The sequence below is a fragment of the Thermoleptolyngbya sp. PKUAC-SCTB121 genome (assembly GCF_016919485.1).
GTDB lineage: Bacteria > Cyanobacteriota > Cyanobacteriia > Elainellales > Elainellaceae > Thermoleptolyngbya > Thermoleptolyngbya sichuanensis.
On record NZ_CP070366.1, the window covers coordinates 4,867,702 to 4,885,580 of the forward strand.

20 protein-coding genes are annotated in these 17,879 nt (G+C 56.8%); 3 read left to right on the plus strand and 17 right to left on the minus strand.

Features of this window, described 5'->3' with window-relative positions; genetic code table 11:
* Positions 1-96 precede the first annotated feature (96 nt).
* Entirely contained in the window at positions 97-756 is a 660-nt protein-coding gene (locus tag JTM80_RS19825; protein ID WP_205370150.1) for a hypothetical protein, read from the plus strand.
* 17 nt (positions 757-773) lie between these two features.
* Here the strand turns inward: JTM80_RS19825 and JTM80_RS19830 are convergent, their stop codons facing one another.
* From JTM80_RS19830 to JTM80_RS19845, 4 genes are all read right to left on the minus strand, one after another.
* A complete protein-coding gene (locus JTM80_RS19830; RefSeq protein ID WP_172356716.1) occupies positions 774-1,328 on the minus strand; it encodes a Crp/Fnr family transcriptional regulator in 555 nt (184 codons plus the stop codon).
* Between the two features lie 561 nt (positions 1,329-1,889).
* Entirely contained in the window at positions 1,890-2,567 is a 678-nt protein-coding gene (locus JTM80_RS19835) for a PD-(D/E)XK nuclease family protein (protein WP_205370152.1), read from the minus strand.
* Positions 2,568-2,770: 203 nt separating this feature from the next.
* Positions 2,771-2,824, minus strand: coding sequence for a hypothetical protein (locus JTM80_RS23625; RefSeq protein WP_172358959.1), 54 nt, complete (start codon positions 2,822-2,824; stop codon positions 2,771-2,773).
* A gap of 8 nt (positions 2,825-2,832) precedes the next feature.
* On the minus strand, positions 2,833-3,060 hold the full coding sequence (locus tag JTM80_RS19845) for a hypothetical protein (protein WP_172356712.1): 228 nt from the start codon (positions 3,058-3,060) through the stop codon (positions 2,833-2,835).
* A 97-nt stretch (positions 3,061-3,157) separates the two neighbouring features.
* On the opposite strand from JTM80_RS19845, the gene JTM80_RS19850 reads away from it, so the two are divergent.
* Positions 3,158-3,400, plus strand: coding sequence for a helix-turn-helix transcriptional regulator (locus JTM80_RS19850; protein WP_172356710.1), 243 nt, complete (start codon positions 3,158-3,160; stop codon positions 3,398-3,400).
* Between the two features lie 109 nt (positions 3,401-3,509).
* Here the strand turns inward: JTM80_RS19850 and thrC are convergent, their stop codons facing one another.
* Entirely contained in the window at positions 3,510-4,610 is a 1,101-nt protein-coding gene (gene thrC / locus JTM80_RS19855) for a threonine synthase (protein WP_225906889.1), read from the minus strand.
* An 849-nt stretch (positions 4,611-5,459) separates the two neighbouring features.
* Between thrC and JTM80_RS19860 the strand changes: the two genes are divergently transcribed.
* Complete coding sequence (locus tag JTM80_RS19860) at positions 5,460-5,648, plus strand: hypothetical protein (RefSeq protein ID WP_068507289.1); 189 nt, start codon at positions 5,460-5,462, stop codon at positions 5,646-5,648.
* Between the two features lie 382 nt (positions 5,649-6,030).
* On the opposite strand, the gene JTM80_RS19865 is transcribed toward JTM80_RS19860, so the two are convergent.
* From JTM80_RS19865 to mgtE, 12 genes are all read right to left on the minus strand, one after another.
* On the minus strand, positions 6,031-7,461 hold the full coding sequence (locus tag JTM80_RS19865; protein ID WP_225906691.1) for an ABC transporter substrate-binding protein: 1,431 nt from the start codon (positions 7,459-7,461) through the stop codon (positions 6,031-6,033).
* Between the two features lie 342 nt (positions 7,462-7,803).
* Complete coding sequence (locus JTM80_RS19870) at positions 7,804-10,395, minus strand: tetratricopeptide repeat protein (protein WP_205370153.1); 2,592 nt, start codon at positions 10,393-10,395, stop codon at positions 7,804-7,806.
* 421 nt (positions 10,396-10,816) lie between these two features.
* Positions 10,817-10,936, minus strand: coding sequence for a photosystem II reaction center protein J (locus JTM80_RS19875; protein ID WP_068507269.1), 120 nt, complete (start codon positions 10,934-10,936; stop codon positions 10,817-10,819).
* A 121-nt stretch (positions 10,937-11,057) separates the two neighbouring features.
* Positions 11,058-11,177, minus strand: a complete 120-nt coding sequence (locus tag JTM80_RS19880) for a photosystem II reaction center protein L (RefSeq protein ID WP_172356706.1) — start codon at positions 11,175-11,177, stop codon at positions 11,058-11,060.
* Positions 11,178-11,186: 9 nt separating this feature from the next.
* On the minus strand, positions 11,187-11,321 hold the full coding sequence (gene psbF / locus JTM80_RS19885; protein WP_068507271.1) for a cytochrome b559 subunit beta: 135 nt from the start codon (positions 11,319-11,321) through the stop codon (positions 11,187-11,189).
* Between the two features lie 16 nt (positions 11,322-11,337).
* The gene (psbE, locus tag JTM80_RS19890; RefSeq protein ID WP_172356704.1) at positions 11,338-11,583 is read right to left on the minus strand and encodes a cytochrome b559 subunit alpha; all 246 of its coding nucleotides are present in this window, start codon (positions 11,581-11,583) and stop codon (positions 11,338-11,340) included.
* A 140-nt stretch (positions 11,584-11,723) separates the two neighbouring features.
* Positions 11,724-12,743: a photosynthesis system II assembly factor Ycf48 gene (locus tag JTM80_RS19895; RefSeq protein WP_205370154.1), complete on the minus strand. Its 1,020-nt coding sequence runs from the start codon at positions 12,741-12,743 to the stop codon at positions 11,724-11,726.
* Positions 12,744-12,882: 139 nt separating this feature from the next.
* Positions 12,883-13,233: a rubredoxin gene (locus JTM80_RS19900; protein WP_205370155.1), complete on the minus strand. Its 351-nt coding sequence runs from the start codon at positions 13,231-13,233 to the stop codon at positions 12,883-12,885.
* 260 nt (positions 13,234-13,493) lie between these two features.
* Positions 13,494-13,973, minus strand: coding sequence for a signal peptidase II (lspA, locus tag JTM80_RS19905; protein ID WP_068515795.1), 480 nt, complete (start codon positions 13,971-13,973; stop codon positions 13,494-13,496).
* An 84-nt stretch (positions 13,974-14,057) separates the two neighbouring features.
* Positions 14,058-14,642, minus strand: coding sequence for a biotin transporter BioY (locus JTM80_RS19910; RefSeq protein WP_172358956.1), 585 nt, complete (start codon positions 14,640-14,642; stop codon positions 14,058-14,060).
* A gap of 283 nt (positions 14,643-14,925) precedes the next feature.
* Complete coding sequence (locus JTM80_RS19915; protein ID WP_205370156.1) at positions 14,926-15,906, minus strand: ribonuclease Z; 981 nt, start codon at positions 15,904-15,906, stop codon at positions 14,926-14,928.
* A gap of 319 nt (positions 15,907-16,225) precedes the next feature.
* The gene (mgtE, locus tag JTM80_RS19920) at positions 16,226-17,626 is read right to left on the minus strand and encodes a magnesium transporter (protein ID WP_225906692.1); all 1,401 of its coding nucleotides are present in this window, start codon (positions 17,624-17,626) and stop codon (positions 16,226-16,228) included.
* Positions 17,627-17,879: the final 253 nt, after the last annotated feature.

The following is a 17,879-nucleotide window of genomic DNA, read 5'->3' on the forward strand; positions in this document are numbered from 1 at the left end:
GTTTTGCTGAACCTTGAGACTTTTTCCATTGGGGGAACCTCCCTGTGCCAAGACGAGTCAACTGCATCTGACGGACTCGTTTCGAGGAATCGCGGGATGCTTAAGCAATATCAATACCGCTCACAAGCTGCGCTGCTGCTGGCAGTTGGCATGACCGCAACTTCGCTGCTGCCTGTGTGGACTTCGCAGCGTGCGGTGGCTCAGTCGATTCAGCTTGCTCAGGTCTTTTCTAATCCGGCGCGGGTGGGGCTACCTGCGGGCACGGTGCTGCCTGTGGCCTACAGCGGTGCAGAGAGAGTGGTGGTGCTACCGACCGAAACTGCGCCCCTGACCCTGACGCTGACCAGCGACGTGCGAACCCCCAGCGGCACGGTGATGCTGCGGGCGGGCAGCGAAATTAAGGGCGAACTGCGCCCGGTGGACGGAGGGACTCAGTTCTTTGCTCGCTCAGTCATTCCGGCCGGAAGCACCCGCGAAATTCCGCTAGACGCGACTTCCAACCGAATTACAAAGCGAGAAACCATTACTCGCCGCAATCGCCCTGACGTGTTGCGGGGTGCAGCCATTGGTGCAGCGGCGGCGGCGGTGCTGGCGGAAGTGTTTGGCAGCGTGCAGGTTGTAGAGGTGCTGGCAGGTGCAGGCATTGGTGCAGCGGCTGAACTGCTGATTCGCCGGAATCGCCGGGTCGAGGTGCTGGTGGTGGAACCCCGCACAGATCTGAGCCTGACGGTGCAATCTCCGTTTTCTCTGCAATAGCCCTGGGATTCGGTTCCTCAGGAGTTGGGCGCTAATAGCGTCAAGTTGCGCTGCGATCGCTCGATTTTGCCTTCTTGCTCTAGCTGGCTCAGCAGGCGAGTTACGGTGACGCGGGTGGTGCTGATGGTTTCTGCGAGTTCTTGATGGGTCAGCAGTACGTCGAGCGATCGCCCACCCGGCACAGGCTGCCCAAAATGGGTCGTCAGCCATTCCAAAAGCTGCAACAGTCGCATTACCACGGAGGGCTGATGCACAATCGTCAGCAACTCTTCACTCTTGCGGGCGCGGCGGATCAGCCCCTCCTGGAGATGCCGACTTTCAAGCGACAGTTTCACGACTTTGACCGGGGTAACACATTCGGCCTGGTAGGGCGAAATCGGCGACAGCGGCAAACCCAACACATCGCCCTGTCCCCAAAAGCCCAGCCCAATCGTGCGCCCTTCCTCATCCCAGGTTAGCGTTCGCACAATTCCTTGCTCGATCGACCAAACGCTATCCGGCTCGAGCGGGAGCAAATCTTTGCGCTGGAACGAGCGAACCGATGAAACAAGCTGGAGTGCGGGTTCCCCCATCAAGGGAGCTTCGTGAGTGGAAACGTTTAAATTCTGCATCATCGCTCACCACAGCTATACACTTATGAATTTAATTTTTGAAAAGCGTTACTATCAGTCTAAACAATACTACGCTTCAACTCTTAATCGGCAAATGCCCCCCACCCCCTTCTGTATGGATCGACCTCTTCGCAATACTTTGACCAGTATGCGCTAGAAAAAGTCTGCAAACTGGCGAAAAAAAGAAGGGACTTTAAAGAACACGGACTATCGAACGAAATAGCCTGACAAAGGTCTAGGATCGGACTTTTTGGGGCGATCGCCCTTTCCTGAGTGTATCCGCAATTTCACGGATCTGCTACTGGAGCCAATTGAGAGTATTCTCAATAACTGGAGGTTGAACTATCTCCCTCTGCCCAGAGAATGGACTCAGGTAATTCTCTTTCAAGGTTTCTCCGTAAATTCTCGGTTTGCAGACGCACCTTGATAATCTAACCAAACTTTCAGCACTGAAATAAAGTGTTGGTCAGTACATCATCAATTCATGCTCTTTGCGGAAGGACGATCGCCGCTATTTTTCGGCTATTTCGACCCCATGCGCCGATAGTATTCCCCTACGCGCCGCTGCCACTGGCCCCAGTATTGGGCGATCGCCCCCGGTTCAAACCAGAACACCTCGGCGGGCTGATGGGGAATGGCCACTACCAGCATGGCTTCGCGGATGTGAATCTTCTCGGCTTCGCAGTAATGGTTCACCGCGCCGCAGTAGGCCGCCAGTTGCAGTGGGCCGTCATACAGCCGCTCGATACTGCCCTTAGGGCGATCGCCCGTTTTCCAGTCCAGCACGCAGGGCACGCCGCGATAGCTGGCTACGCAGTCCACTTTGCCTGCATAGCCCAGGTCATAGTGAAACACGGGCGCTTCTAGCAGCCGCACGTTCTGGATTTCTGCAACAATCGGCTCCAGGCTTTCCCAGTAGGGGCGCACTGCATCAGGACAGGTGGGATGTTCGCCTGCCAGATAGCGGCGGATGTGGGCGTGGGTCTGACTGCCCCGACGGCTGGCAGCGGTGGCGATGCGTCCTGCCTCCTCTGCCCCCAGGCGATCGCGCCATTTTGCCAGCGCCTCTCGTGCCTCTGGCGGCTTGGTAGCGTTGAGAATCGTGCTGACGCTAGGGAGCGATCGCCCCGCCGCATCGACCAGATAGCCCCGCCTCGCCCGCTTCATCACGACAGAATTCTTGTAAACGCCGTTCGTCAAATTGCCCGTCGAACCGATCTTAGCCCGTTTAAACCCTGAAGCTGGGCAGGAGCGCGATCGCCCTTAAACCGGAACCTCAACGATGCAGGAGCGGCAAATAGCGGCAAATATTAGGGACGGCAAATATCCGGGGCGGCAAATATTAGGGACGGCAAATATTAGGGACGGCAAATATCCGGGGCGATCGCACAGTCTTCCTTTCGCTACACAGTTGGCTGCACAGTTGGCTGCACAGTTGGCTGAACCTTTGGCTGCACAGTTGCCTTTAGTCACTCATGCGGTGCGGCCTTTGCAAAAGACTCATCACTTCGCCCGGATTTTGCGTAGGCACTAAACGGCTCCAGTCCCGGACATGGGCAATGCCAGCGCTGTGCGGGCGGGCGATCGTGCCGCTCACCCAGTCCGGTGCGCCAACTAAAATCATCTTGTTGTAATGGGAACAGGCTTTGGCGGCACGGGGCGTGGGTTCATCAGTAGGGAATTCTCCTGCCATAGAGCGATGTATCCAATTGGTGACATCCGCAATCATAGCCTATTTGTCTCCAGTTGGGGACATTTACTCCGTCAAAACCCTCTGACACGATGAGGGCATGGGTAAAGCAGGCAACGCGCTAAGAACTGTTCTAACCACCTATGGCATTAGCCAAAATCGCCTGGCCGTAACGATGGGCATTAGTCGTGGCACGGTCAACAATTGGTTTAACGAAACGCGAGATCCTACCGCAGAATCAATTCCTGCGATTGTGGCGGCGTTGGACACGCTCAATCCGACGGCAGCACGAGACTTTTTGCGGCTGTATCTGGACGAATATTGGGCCAAGCGATTGGATTAACCCGCTGAGGGCATGGGTAAACCGTCGAGTTCTCCTGCGTGGTGAGCAGGAGAACAAGAGTCGCTTAAAGTTCCTCACCGCAAATCCAAAATCGCAATCGATCAAATTCCTAAAATCCCATTGCCTGCGCGACGGCCTCCAACTCCGGCGCAATGCCGCCTTTGAACTGGTTTTCGCAATGCTTGATGGCGGTGTCGGGGTCTTTTAGCCCATTTCCTGTGAGGACGCAGACGACAGTAGCTTCCGCAGGCACGCGATCTTTTACCTTGAGCAGGCCCGCCACAGAAGAGGCGCTGGCGGGTTCGCAGAAAATACCCTCGCGGCTGGCCAGCAGGCGGTAGGCGGCCAAAATTTCTTCGTCGGTGACGGCGTTGAACTCGCCCTGGCTGGCATCTCGGACGGCGATCGCCTTTTCCCAACTTGCGGGGTTGCCAATGCGGATTGCGGTGGCCAGCGTTTCGGGATGGGGAACTGGGGCCCCGCTGACCAGGGGCGATGCGCCCGCCGCCTGAAAGCCCATCATCCGGGGCAGGCGATCGCACTTGCCTTCCTGGTGATATTGGCAAAAGCCCATCCAGTAGGCGGTGATGTTGCCCGCGTTGCCGACGGGAATGCAGAGCCAGTCGGGCGCAGTGCCCAGCACGTCTACAATTTCAAAGGCAGCGGTCTTTTGCCCCTCTAGGCGGTAGGGATTGACCGAGTTCACCAGCGTAATTGGGTAATGCTCTGCCATGTCGCGCACAATTTGCAGCGCCCGGTCAAAGTTGCCCTGAATCGCTAGCACTTCTGCGCCATAGAGGAGCGCCTGGGCCAGCTTGCCCACCGCCACATAGCCATCGGGAATTAGCACAAAGGGACGCAGCCCCCCCCGTCTAGCGTAGGCGGCGGCCGCAGCGGAGGTATTGCCCGTGCTGGCACAGATCACCGCTTCGGCTCCGGCTTCCTTGGCTTTGGAAATGGCCATGGTCATGCCCCGGTCTTTGAAACTGCCCGTCGGGTTCAGCCCGTCGTACTTGACAAACACCTGCACGCCGCGACCAATCTCTTGGGCGATCGCCGGCACGGGGATCAGCGGCGTATTGCCCTCTAGCAGCGTCACCACGGGCGTTTGCGCCGTCACGGGCAGATAGCGGCGATAGGTTTCGATCAGCCCGCCCCAGGCAGCTGCGCTGCTGGCAGAACTTGCAGGTCGATCAACAGGTTGAACCAGATGAGAATCAGAAGTCAGGGTCACGGCAATATCACTGAGCGTAAGTTTGAAAAGCGGTGAAAAGCGGTTTTGCTGAAAAGCAGCGGTTTTGCTGAAAAGCAGTTTTATCGAAAAGTGGCGTTGGTTTCAGGCAACTAATTGGGCAAAACAGGAGTCTTTTAGCTGGAAGGTCAATTTTGAAGATTCAGATTGAGATTCAGACTGAGATTTAGTATTTCAGTCTCAACCCCGCTCCAAAAAGCTCGGACTACTGAATCTAGACGCTGTGTTCAAAAGGCTATCTCTAAAAGGGTGCTACAAAACTCGTTTCAAGATTCCCATTTTCGCCTATAGTGGCTGAGGCTTCATCAGACTCGGACTCGATTCAGACTCAGGCTCGATTTGAAAAAGCAGTTTGAAAAAGCGGTCTGAGGAAGGCATGTTCAGCGAGTGTGCGATCGCACAAGGCAATCGCACAAGGCGATCGCACAATTGGAGTGAAATGAGGAACAGAGCGAAATGGGGGATGGATCTCAAGTCTACCCGCAGAGGGCTTGCTGCGTAACCCGTCAGAACAGGCGCAACTGAGTGCGATCGCGCTGCCGTTTGGTCGGGACGCTGACCAGTGCCCAAACTGCCACATTCTGCGGTGGGTGCATCAATGATTTGACTAGGATCGATCTTTAGCACTAAGTTAAGATTACTTAATGGTGTGAGTGAGTACAAATGACTAGCGCAACTTTGCATCTGTCTTTGGATCAGGTTTCTACTGGTCAAGCAGTGAATGTTTCTGTGGATGCGTCTGTTTCTCCCATTGTTGGTGACGTTGTAGTTGGTGACGTTGTAGTTGGTAACGTTGGTGACCGAGCTATGCTAGATAACCCCGCAGTTGAGAGCGATCGCAGTCTTGTTTCAGCCGCCCCCGCTCCAGAGCTGAACAAGCTTCCCTACGACAAAGCCCATCAGCTTGAGCTGTTGCACCTCCGCGCCGAGGCCGAGGCCCTGCTCCAGCAGCTCCAAATTGAAAAGCAGCGCAAGTTGGTTTCCGCAGGCAGCTAAGTTTTAGCCTCCAGGTTTTAACTGGCTTTCGAGGATTTCAAAGCACCTCAGCCCTGTCAGCGTGTGCGGGTCTGACTTTGCCATATCTCTTTGCATCTCTTTTGAGAAGGGCTGCTTGAGAAGGGCTGCTGAGCTCGTTCCACCCTGGATCGCTCTTGGCTCGATGTCTTGGGCTGATGTCTTGGGCTAAGGATCTTCAGCCAAGCCTTCAGAATTCCAAATACTGGCAATATCTGGCAATATACCGACTCTGGCAATATACCGACCATTTAGGCTTTGCCTGAACCCTCCATGCCTTCATCGCTGCATTGGGTTCAGGCAAAGTCTTTTTCCGGGTGAACCGAGGTCGTCGGGCGCTATCTGGCGACGCTACCCGCCAATTTTATCCGCCGACGTTAATCGTGGACTTGACCTCGATTTGTCCGGCATCATTAACCGTCCAAACGTCGTAGCTGCCCACCACGTCACCCTGCTCGTCAAAGTCCAGGCTGCCGCTTGCCCCCTGAAAGTCTACGTCCTTGCCCTCGCGAACAAGGGCCAGCGCTGTGCAGATGTCGGTCGTTTGTTCACCTGGGGGGTTAGACACGCTGCGAATACTGTCTTTTATGGCGGGGCCACTGCCGCTCTTGGCTGCTTCTGCTGCCAGAACAAGGAGCGCCGCCGCGTCCCAGCTATTGGGGTCATAGACCTGTGGATCGCGGTTGAACTTTTCTCGGTAGCGATCGCGGAAGTCGTTTAGCCCTGGGCCACCTGCGCTGGGGGCCGTGCCCATCATGCCCGTCACGATGAACTTGCCGTCGGCCGTCTTGCCGACCAGTTCCGCCAGGTTGTCGGTCTTCATGCCGTCGGTGAAAAGCACCTTGGTCGTGCCGTCGAGGAAGCCCTGCTCTTGGGCAGCTTTGAGAATGATGCTGCCCGATTCGGGATAGGCAATGATCAGCACGGCATCGGGTTTGCTGCCAAAGGCGCTGCCCACTTCCGAGTCAAAACTGGTGGCGTTGGGGGCGTATTTGGTGGGGTTGGATTCGTTGACGACCGTGCCGCCCAAGGCTTTGAAGGCAGGCACAAAGGACTGGACGAGTCCGTTGCCGTAGTCATTGTTGATGGCGAGGATGGCGATCGTTTTGATGCCTTCCTGATTGGCGAGTTGGGCTAGCGCGTCACCCTGGAAGGTGTCGGGGGGCGCAGTTCGCAGCCAAAAGCCGTTAAATTCTCCCTTCTTCGCCCGCTCGGTAAATACAGGACTGGTGCTGGAGGGGGAGATTTGCACGACCTGATTTCGCACTGCGATATCCACAGCAGCGCTGGAGACGGAACTGGCGGCCGCGCCCACCACTGCGCCGACTCGATCCACCTCGGCCAGCTTGGTCATGCCCGATGCACCTGCGGCTGGATCAGTCTGGTCGTCCTCAGACACCAGTTGCACGGGTTGCCCCATCACGCCTCCACAGGCATTGACGGTTTCCACCAAGAACCCGACGCTATCTTGCATGGGCTGTCCATATTGAGCCAGGTCGCCCGTGACAGGCAACAGCGTCCCCAGTTTCAGCGCACCCGATCCGCCTGTGGCTGGGCTGGCGGCTGGGCTAGACGTGCTACTGGTCGGCGTAGGCGGTTGGCAGGCGGCTGTGGCCAACAGGAGGGCGATCGCCCCGCCTCGTCCCAGCCAGCGCAGCCCCAATGTGCCTGAACCATTGGCTAATGCGCCTGGGTGGGTTAGAGTCTTAAATTTTGGAGTGGTCGTTTCAGTAGGGTTTGCAGAATTAGCAGACCGAGACTTGGCAGACTTGAACGATGTGAAGCGTTTCATCATTGCACCATGTTCTCCTATGGTTCTCCTAAAGTCGTCTATGGATTTTAGCTTGAGTGATGCCGCAGCAAAGTCAGTCGATGGGTTTATTAACCCAATTGGTTGGCATCCCTTAACGCTTAAGACTTATGCAGTTGGACGACTCCTCGCGGGCGCAGCTCACGAGAAACCGTCCAAAACCCAGAAAACGTATCGCAGGTGCGTAAGTCCTGGCGCTTTCAACGATAGGAGAAAAAGCAAGTGGTGTCCTTATGGAAAAGTATGGACTGGACGTATGGTTCTTGCAGGCTGCGTGCTACACGAATGCTACAGATTGCGTCCTACAGGCTGCTTAACACAGCGGAACTATAGGCGGGGCAAGAGTTCGGGTAGCAAGTGGGCAGGTACGGTCGAGAGCGCCTGATTTTGCCCTGCCGTTCCAAACAGTTCGTAAAAGGCTTTCAGGGTTTGCAACACGCTCTGCATCGCCGCTTGCCGCAGTTCCGGCTGGTGCTGCCATCGGGTGGCGGCCTGGAGATGGTGGTGCAGCGCTTTTTCGAGGGGGGCAACCTCTGGCGCAGTGCCCAAGAGCCGGGGAACCTGGGTGGCAATGTGGAAATAGGCAAGGCCGAGGTTGTTGTGTGTGGTGGCGGGGTCAAAGCTGAGCATGGCTGGGCTGGATAGCGCTTCAAGCTTTGCTACGCCCTGCAATGCGGCTTCGTAAGCCTGGATGGCTGCCTGGAGCTTTTGAAGCTGCTCTTGGGGGCGATCGCCCAGACACAGCGCCAGATGCCAGAGGGCCGTGCCCAGGTTGTTTTGCGTGGCGGCAAAGGCGGCTGGAGCCGCATCCAGGGTGCGCTGCTGAAGCGATTGACGATAGGCGGCGATCGCCTTGGGCAGGTAGACCTCTGGCTGCTCGATCTGCGCCAAACTCCACAGCGCCGTGCCCAGGTTGTTTTGGATCATGGCGTAGCTCAGCGGCGGCTGGCTATTGGGATGTTTCAGCGCTTCCTGATAGGCGGCGATCGCCCGCTTCAGGGACTCTTTGGGCTGGTGGTGCTGTGCCAGATTCCAGTAAGTCGTGCCCAGGTTATTCTGCGTCGAGGCGTAGCGGGCAGGATCGCTGCTGGCATCCCGATAGCGCAGCGCCTCTCGGTAGGATTGCGCCGATTTCTGTAAATTCTCAACGGGCTGCTCGTAGCGGGCCAAATCGGCGTAGGCTGCTCCCAGGTTGTTGTGCAGCATGGGATAGCTCTGGGCCTGGGTGTGGGTGTCCAGCTTCTTGAGCGCGAGTTGGTAGGACTGGATCGCCTGCCGCAGGTTTGGCAACACTTGGTCAGGGGCAGACGAGTTGCGCGACAGCAGCCAGCAGAGATTGCCCACGTCATTCAGCAAATCAGTCCACAATGGCGATTTATCCGGCAGGTGCACCATCACCTGCTCGTAGGCTTGCAGCGCAGCCATCAGGGTGGGCAGACTGGTATCGCCCTGCTCAATGCGATCGCGATAGGCATCCCCCAGCGTGCGATAAGCGTCCTGCAATTGAGCCGCTGAGGCCGACTGTCGATGCAGATGGGCAATTTGCTCCAGCAATCGAGTGATCTGCGCGTCGGGATCGGTCGGCGGGGCTAGGTTAGCCAGTGGCGGCTGGGGCGGGGTGGGGGGCGGTGGGCTGGCTGACGAGTCTGCTGGAGGCGTTGGCGGTTTTCCGATGGCCGCCGATGTCGCAGGCGATCGCCCAACGGAAACCGAGGAGGGAGTCGGAGTCTGCGCGGCATCTAGCCGAAACGAGCCAGAAACGAGGCTAGACGACGGTTTGGCAGCAGCAGACGAGGCAGTCGGCGGGGCGGCCACTGGGGATGCAGGCGGTTTGGCGATCGCCGCAGGGCGGGCTGATGAGGCCGCTGGGGACTTTGCAGAGGGGTTCGCAGGCGAGACGGGGCGAACCGTTCCAGTCGGGGCCGCAGGTGGAGCAGACGGGGCGATCGCCCAGGGATTCACAGGAGGACTTGTGCCAGCCTCGGCGGGTTGTTTGGATTCTGGCGCTTTGGCGCTCGGTGTCTCAACTTTTTCAACTTTTTGGGCTACGTCTACCTTGGCAGGTGCCTGTGCAGCGGGCGGGGCTTTTTGGGGCGTGGGTTGTGTCACAGCGCGAGCCGCAGGTGGAGAAGAGGCGGCGCTATTGGACAGTGAATTGGGTGACGGATTGGGCGACGGGCTGGGCGGGCGTTGGGCTGCGGGGGCTGTGCTGACGATGGGGGTCATCGTTCTTGGTGGGCGCGGGGTCGGCTCCCCAACAAACTCAAACACGCCCGTTCGACAGCGCCAAAACTCCAGCGCCGACTGGGGCAACAGCCGAAACCAGGGCTGTGGCATCCAAAATAGCAGGCTAGAATCCAGCACGGGTAGGCTGCGCTCGATGCCCTGTAAACGGGTGATGAACATGCGCTGAGTGGTCGGAGACTGGCGCGTGAGTTGCTCGATCCCCAAAAACTGAAAGGCGGGTACGGGCGATCGCCGTTTGCCATTCATCGGCGGCGGCGAATCTGCTAGCCATTGCGCCACCTGCACAATCGGATTTGGGTCAGACAGGTTGAGATCGAGCGTCACCAGCCGGGGATAGCGGCGTTCTCCCACTTCCCAAAAAGCGCGATCGCCTTGGTGAATCGGCGACGGGTTGGAGAAATCTGCCTGGAGTTGGGACGCGAGGCGATCGCGCAGGGGCAGATCATCGCATACGGCGATAAATACCTGTCGGCGCAGATTCAGGCTCAGCGCCAGCTTGAGCCGCAGGTAGCTCTGCTGATTAAAGGTCAAATTCTGACGAGGGGAACTCTGGCTCACGGGAGGGAACGGCAAGAACGGCAGCGGTAAAATTTGGACGGTTGCAGGACTGTCGCAGGCTTGTTGCAGGCTGGATAGCGAGAACGAGGCGGGTGAGAAACGGGGCGATCGCACTACTCAGTTCTTCGCCTCAGGAAAATTCCTATCGGGACAGGATCGAGACAGGATTGACAATTCAACTCCAAATTCAACCCAATAACGAGCATTTCACCGATTTCAGAAAGTGACCGAGACGCATTCAACCGCCCGTCCGTTCCCAGCAAATTTCACATAGGACTTACAGACACTTCACCAGCAATCCAAAATCCAAAATCGCAATCAGTCACGCTCCACACGGGTCACGTTCCACACTGGATTCATGCCAGAGATTTCACACAAAAAGGCTCCAGTATTGCAGCGATGCCGCCAACTGGAGCCTACGATTCAAGACAAATATTCAAGAGAAATTCTGATCAGAAACCTGCCGCATCAAGGCGTGCTTCAACCGTCAACTTTCGTCAACTTTTCTCAGTCAATTTTTCTAGAGTCGATTTTTCTAGATCGAAGAACCAATGCCTGCGTAGGCACCATAGAAAAACAGACCCACGATTGCAATCACGCCAAGGCCCGCAATCGTCCCGACAACCCACAGCGGAATTCTGCCATTTGACAACATAATGCCTCTCCGAAACTCTCCTAACCTGACCAAAAACACAGCAAAATCGAATCTGAAAGTTGGATACTAGAACAGCTTGTTAGCAGGTATGAAAACTCATTTCGGCTAACAAGCGATCGCCCTAGTTAAAGAAGTAGCTAGAAAAAAGAATACCAACCGTGAACACCAGCAGCAGACCCAGATAGAGGGACGTGCGGTTTAGCTCGACAGGCTGATTGTTGGGATTCGGTGTGCGTTCCATGTTGCTCTCCTATCGCTGGATAAACTGCATTGCGGCGATCGCCCCCAGGAAGAACACTGAGGGAACGGCTAGCGTGTGAACCGCCAGCCAGCGAACGGTAAAAATAGGGTAAGAAACAGGCTGATTGGGATTGTTGCTCGTCATAATAAACTGTCGCTTGCTACTTCAAAAATTCCTGGATTTGCTCTTTTGCCGTGAACCGATCTTGCACAATGGGCACTTCTTGACGCTCTTGCGTGAAGTATTCGTTCGGACGCGGTGTGCCGAACACGTCGTAGGCCAAACCCGTGCTGACAAACAGCCATCCAGCAATAAACAAAGCCGGAATGGTAATGCTGTGAATTACCCAATACCGGATGCTTGTAACAATGTCTGAGAATGGACGTTCTCCAGTGCTGCCAGCCATTCAGATCCCTCCCAAAGAAACTACGAAATCATAACTTTTATCATACGAGAGCAGGGGAAGAGTCACAACCTCGTAAAGCCATCTCTTGCTCATCGCGATAGATTCGATATTAGATTCAGCATTCGATCAAACTGCGTTGGCTAAGCTGCTTTGGCAGCCGCGTCTGCATCGTAGCGCAATAGGTTGCCCTCCTGGCCGAGAATGAAACCACGCTCCGGTGAGTCAAACACAATTTTGTAGAAATTGGAAGGCACGTCTTCGACCGCGCGATCCTTTTGCCAGGTTTGTCCACCATCGCCGCTGTAAAGCAAGTTGCCGCTGCCGCCCGCGACCCAAATCTCGTCAGGGGTTCGATAGGCCAGATCGAGCAAGCCCCAGCTTGTAGCAAACTCCGGCGCGACCTGCTCTCCCCAGGCTTCGTAATCTTCAGAATCGCTGAACTGCACTAGCCCACCCCGCGCCAGCAGCCAGAGCCGACCATCTTTGGCAAAGCCCATATTCTGCAATCGGCGAGAACTGGTTCGATTGTGTGGCTGCCAGGCATCCTGACCCGGTTCCCAGGTGGAGTAGAAGTTTCCACGGGCCGAAACCGCCACATAGCGCCCATCGTCCGACCGAGAGATGTTGCGAACCACGCCGACTGCTTCCTGCACCAATGCCTGCCAAGAGCGTCCGCCGTCTTTGGTTTGGTAGATGGCTCCGATATCAGTGGTCATTTCAGCGGTCTTAGGACCGAGCGCTTTTACCGTGTTTGGCGAACCCGGTAGCTGGGCGCTCAGCGGCACCCGCAGCCAGGACTTGCCGCCGTCGGTCGTGTGCAGCAAGATTGAGGGTTGCCCCGCGATCCAGCCTTCCTCTCCAGCAAAGCTGACGGATGTGAAGCTGTAGGACAGGTCATCGCCCAGATCGAGCGATCGCAGTTCCCAGGTTTTTCCACCGTCCTGCGTTTCCAGCAGCGTTGCCGATTTGCCTACCAGCCAGCCGTGAGGCGAATTGCCAACAAACGCCACGTCTGAGAGCGTCGCAGTAGTTGGCAGCTCGACCACCTGCCAGGGGTTAAAACTCGTGGATGGCAGGTAGCCCCGGGAGCATCCGGTAGACAGAGCCAGAACCGCCAGCAAAATGAGAATGCGTCGGAAGGAGAGGAGAAGTCGATTCATCGAACTGTTGGGCGCTGTGCGCGTTGGCTAACGTTGAATAGGAGTTTCACTGAGGGGTTTGGGACTGGAATACCTCTGAAGCGGACTTGTTGAGTGGAGTCGCCAGAGCAGAGTCGCTATATGTGACTCCAAGCTTCTCCTACTGCAAGCCGTAGAGGCTGAGGAAAAACAGAACGGCGATCGCCAGCCCACCAAAAATCAGCAAATTCTTCTGACCCGGTGTGAGCGTGTTGACGCCAAATCCGTAGCCCAGGTTTTCCTTAAAGCCAGAGGGGCTGCCTGCTGGCCCGATGTTTGTAAACCGAGCGGTGCGGGCCCCGCAAACGGGACAGCGCCAGTCGGTCGGTAGGTCTTCAAACGGGGTTCCGGCTGCAATTTTGCCCAGGCTATCGCCTTTGACTGGCTCATAGATATAGCCGCAAGCGCCGCACTCGTGGCGGTCGAGCGTCCTTGGATCGATTGCCTCTGCACTGCTTTCTGCACCACTCATCGCTCTACGGGCCTCCCCTGGCCAAGATGAGAATTTATGTAAATGATTATGACACAGTGGGGGATCGGCGGAAGGGGGTAGGAAGAACGAAAAAGGAAGAAGGAAGAACGAAGAAGGAAAAATGAATAGGACTTACGCAGTTGGACAATTTCTCGCGGGCTGCGCTCGCGAGAAATTGTCCAAAACCCAAGAGCTTATCGCAAGTGCGAAAGTTTTGACGAAGAAGGAAAACCGAAGAAGGAAGGTGATGCGCTGGGTGTTCAGGATTTTTTGTCGCTGCTGCTGGGGCCGAAGGCGACGAAGAGCAGGCAGAGGATGCCCAGGTTGATGAAGACATCGGCAAAGTTGAAGATGGGGAACCGGATCAGGCGAAAGTCTAGGAAATCGATCACTTCTCCCAGCATGAAGCGGTCGATGCCGTTGCCAACTGCGCCTGCCATGATCAGCCCGTAGCCCAACTGCTCCCAGCGAGGCAGCCGTGCCCCCCAAATTGCCAGCGCTGCCAGGGCCAGGCTGACCCCCAGCGACAGCCAGCGCAGCCAGCTTCCGTCTTCGCTAAACCAGCTAAAGGCCGCGCCTTTGTTGGTGACGTAGGTGATGTGAAACACGCCGGCCCAGAGCGGGATAGTTTGGGGTGGATCGGTGAGCGTCATATTTTGGGCGATCGCCATCTTGGTGATCTGGTCAAAGACGACCCCCAACACGGCTGCTGCCCAAAAGAGAAAGTTTTTAATCGGCATGGTCATTTAGTTAAGTCAAGCGCAGCCAGAGAGAAGCGGAGTGCCGTCAGGCGAGGGGTCAGTTTGCAGAAATTTAGATTTGTATCAGTAGAACAAGAGACGTCGCAGGGCAAAGGAGACGACCGTGACGGCGCACAAAATTGCCAGTTGCCCCAGGAGTGGCTGGAGGGAATGCAGGATGAGAAGCTGGCCCAGTGGCAGCGTGGGAGCCAGGAGCCAGTTGCTGGAATGGGCGATCGCCAAATAGGCCATGCCCACCAGATGCACCGTCACCAGCCCACACAGGCAGCTAAAGGCCAGCGACTCCAGCCGGGGCGGTACGCGAAACGCCAGCGCTCCACAAATCCACGCACCAGGGATGAACCCCAGTAAATAGCCAAAGCTGGGACGATGAATATACTCCAGCCCGCCGCCCTGGGCGAAGATATTGAACCACGTCAGCCCCAGCAGCACGTAGGCAATCTGAGACATGGCTGCTGCGTTGCGCCCCCCCAGACACCCCGCCAGCAGCACCGCCCCAAGCTGAAACGTCACCCCCAGCGAGTGCGTTTGCAGTCCGCTGTGTGCCCACTCCCACGGGGCATTGGTAATCGAAGCCCGAAGAAACGTGCCGCCAATCGTCAACACCAACCCGATCAGGGCCCAAAGCAAATCGGTGGGGGCGATCATGCGACGCACAGGCAGCCTGGGGGTAGGAAATGGCAGCGGACGGAGATGGTTTCGTAGATGTGTCAAGCGGTTGCCCAAAACCTCAGACTCTATAGTAAGCCCGAACGAGAAATAGAATGACAGAACTTACGCACTTGCGATAAGTTGTCTGGGTTTTGGACGATTTCTCGCGGGCTGCGCCCGCGAGAAATCGTCCAACTGCGTAGGTCCTAAATGAATCTGGATTTTTGGGTTTTGGATTTTGGGTTTGAAGGACGAATGGTTGAGAGATTCAGTGGCTGGGTTAGCGTCGGGACGGGGATGGAGGGCGGCGACTGGCCGTGAGGGCAGCGGGGCGGCGGCGCGGAATTTCGTGAGTGTAAAAATCTTGTGCCATAAGGGTGTTTGGGAAAATAGCGCGGGCCTCGGTGAGCAAATCTTCGAGGGCGATCGCATTTCCAGGGGCATAGCGCGGGCTGAAATGGGTCATGATGAGCTGCTGCACGCCCGCATTCAGCGCCACCTGTGCCGCCATTGTGGAGGTGGAATGGAGCCGCTGATAGGCCAGTTCGGCATCTTGATGGGCAAACGTCGCCTCGTGAACCAGCACATCGGCATCCCGCGCCAGTTCCACCGCACTGTCGCAGTAAATGGTATCTGTGCAATAGACAAACTTGCGCCCGATCTGCACCTCGCCGCAGAGGTCTGCGCCATTGATCTGGCGGCCGTCGGGCAGCGTCACCACTTCCCCCCGTTTCAGCCGACCATAGAGCGGGCCAGAGGGAATGCCCAGTGCCTCGGCTTGCTCTATGTTGAAGCGGCCGGGTCGGTCTTTTTCTGATACGCGATAGCCAAAGGCTGGAACGCGGTGCGTCAGCGCCTCGCAGCTCACCACATACTCGGCATCTTCAAACACCACACCCGGTTCGACCGTGTGAACCTTGACAGGATAGGAGAAGTGGGTCTGGGAATAGCGGCCGCAGGCCCGCAAATAGTCATCCAGCTTTGGCGGGCCATAGACATCGATGCGCGTGGGGTTGCCCGCCAGCCCAATGCTCGACAGCAGCCCCATCAGCCCGTAGATGTGGTCGCCGTGCATATGGGTAATAAAAATGCGGCTGATCTGGCTGATGCGGATATCGCTCCGCAAAATCTGATGCTGAGTGCCTTCGCCACAGTCAAACAGCCAGGTTTCTGCCCGCTGCGGCAGTTGCAGCGCGATGCTCGACACATTGCGCGATCGCGTTGGCACCCCCGAACTGGTTCCCAAAAACGTAATTTGCAAAGCCCGACTTTATCCCCCATGCTCAACGTGTTTCCTATCCTCAGGACTTACGCACTTGCGATAATCTTTCTAGGTTCTGAACGATTTCTCGCGGGCTGCGCCCGCGAGAAATCGTTCAACTGCGTAAGTCCTAATCCTACTGGGCAAGTCAGTTGCAGGCTATATGACTGGCCCAAAGCTTACTCTTCCCCTTTCATATTGCACCAATCTCGCAGGCTTCTGGGTCTTGCGCTGATGCTAGATTCCGTTCTTCAAAAAAAACTGAAGATTCGGAGGCATCTAATCAACCCTTCTTCTCAACCCTTCTTCTCCAACTCTGCTACAGCTTGAGGATCAGCCGAGCCACGTTTAAGTAAATCATCACGCCGAGGACATCAACAAACGTGGTGATGAACGGGGCCGACATGAGGGCGGGGTCGAACCCCAGCCGCTGGAACAGGAAGGGCAGGCTAGAACCCGCCACTGAAGCCAAGACGGAAATGCTCACCAGACTCGTACCGACGGCGATCGCCACTACGAGATTTCCCTGCAACAGATACGCCCACAGCAGCACTACCGCGCCTAGCATGATGCCCAGAAACGCCCCGGCGATCGCCTCTCGTCCTATCACCGCCCAGGGTTTAGTAGAGCGCAGTTCGTCAGTATTCAGCCCGCGAATGATGACGGTAGACGACTGTGCGCCCACGTTGCCGCCCGTGCCAATCAGCAGCGGGATAAACGCCGTCAGGGCTACCACCTGCTCCAGTACGTCCTGCTGGCTGCGAATCACGGCACTCGTCCCCGTATTGGTAATCAGCAGCACCAGCAGCCAGACCACCCGCCGCTGTGCCACCGTCAGCAGATTGGTCTGAAAATAGCTGGCATCGCCCGACTGCACGCCGCCCAGTTGGTAGATCTCTTTCGTGGCCTCAGCCTCCAGCACATCCAGCACGTCGTCTACCGTGACAATGCCCACCAGCCGTCGCTCGGCATCCACCACGGGCAGCGCCAAAAAGTCGTACCGCTGGATCAGCCGCGCCACGTCTTCTTGGGCTGTGTCTGTTTGCACGCTGACCACCTCGCGCACCATAATGTCGCCGATGGTCTGCTCTGGCTGGGCTACCACCAGGTCGCGCAGGGAGAGGATGCCCGTCAGCCGCCGGGAGCTGTCCGTGACGTAGAGGTAATAGATCATTTCGCTGGCGCGGGCGAGGCTGCGGATGTGCGCGAGCGCCTGGGTTGCGTCCCACCCTTCCTCTAGGGAAATGTATTCGGGGGTCATGATGCGCCCAGCGGTGCCCGGTTCATAGCCCAGCAGCAGGGCCGTTGCGCCACGCTCCTTGGGGCTAAGCTGCGACAATAGCCGCGTCACGACCTTAGCGGGCAGCTCGTCGAACAGGCGGGCGCGGTCGTCGGGCGACATCTGCTCCACGATATCCAGCACGTCCTGGCCGCGAAACTCTTCGATCAGCGATTGCTGTACCTCTAGGTCGAGGTATTCGTACACCTCAATGGCTTCGTCTTTGGGCAACAGGCGAAAGGCGATCGCCTGTAGAGGGTTGGGCAAATCCTCGATTGCTTCGGCAATGTCGGCCGGCTGTGCGGGCGCGAGCAGGGCTTTGGCTTCTGGCAGGTTGTTGGCTTCTAGCAATAGCTGGAGTTGCGATCGCACGATGGGCCGCAACTCAGTTTGGGAAAGGCTTGGGGAACCCGACGGAGACTCGTTTTTAAGAGCGGTCAAGGGTGTTTGAAAAGGCGAGATGGGGTAGGACTGGCAGATGATCTATGGTGATTTGGGGCGATCGCGCTGGCTCTCGCTTGTTATCTCAGTGTAGAACGAGTAGGTAAAACGAGTGGGTAAAACGAGTGGGGCGATCGCCTTAATCTTGTCCCGAATCTCGTCGGATAGATCAATCGTTACTTGATTTTTCTTCGTAACCACGCGAATAATCCCTGCTTGCCTCTATTCAAGGCTATTTCCTTATGTTTTAATT

Coding starts and splice junctions, on each gene's coding strand:
- JTM80_RS19825 (WP_205370150.1), top strand. CDS start 97: ATGCTTAAGCAATATCAATACCGCTCACAAGCTGCGCTGCTGCTGGCA.
- JTM80_RS19830 (WP_172356716.1), bottom strand. CDS start 1,328: ATGGGGGAACCCGCACTCCAGCTTGTTTCATCGGTTCGCTCGTTCCAG.
- JTM80_RS19845 (WP_172356712.1), bottom strand. CDS start 3,060: ATGGCAGGAGAATTCCCTACTGATGAACCCACGCCCCGTGCCGCCAAA.
- JTM80_RS19850 (WP_172356710.1), top strand. CDS start 3,158: ATGGGTAAAGCAGGCAACGCGCTAAGAACTGTTCTAACCACCTATGGC.
- JTM80_RS19860 (WP_068507289.1), top strand. CDS start 5,460: ATGCTAGATAACCCCGCAGTTGAGAGCGATCGCAGTCTTGTTTCAGCC.
- JTM80_RS19865 (WP_225906691.1), bottom strand. CDS start 7,461: ATGATGAAACGCTTCACATCGTTCAAGTCTGCCAAGTCTCGGTCTGCT.
- JTM80_RS19875 (WP_068507269.1), bottom strand. CDS start 10,936: ATGTTGTCAAATGGCAGAATTCCGCTGTGGGTTGTCGGGACGATTGCG.
- JTM80_RS19880 (WP_172356706.1), bottom strand. CDS start 11,177: ATGGAACGCACACCGAATCCCAACAATCAGCCTGTCGAGCTAAACCGC.
- psbF (WP_068507271.1), bottom strand. CDS start 11,321: ATGACGAGCAACAATCCCAATCAGCCTGTTTCTTACCCTATTTTTACC.
- psbE (WP_172356704.1), bottom strand. CDS start 11,583: ATGGCTGGCAGCACTGGAGAACGTCCATTCTCAGACATTGTTACAAGC.
- JTM80_RS19895 (WP_205370154.1), bottom strand. CDS start 12,743: ATGAATCGACTTCTCCTCTCCTTCCGACGCATTCTCATTTTGCTGGCG.
- JTM80_RS19900 (WP_205370155.1), bottom strand. CDS start 13,233: ATGAGTGGTGCAGAAAGCAGTGCAGAGGCAATCGATCCAAGGACGCTC.
- lspA (WP_068515795.1), bottom strand. CDS start 13,973: ATGCCGATTAAAAACTTTCTCTTTTGGGCAGCAGCCGTGTTGGGGGTC.
- JTM80_RS19910 (WP_172358956.1), bottom strand. CDS start 14,642: ATGATCGCCCCCACCGATTTGCTTTGGGCCCTGATCGGGTTGGTGTTG.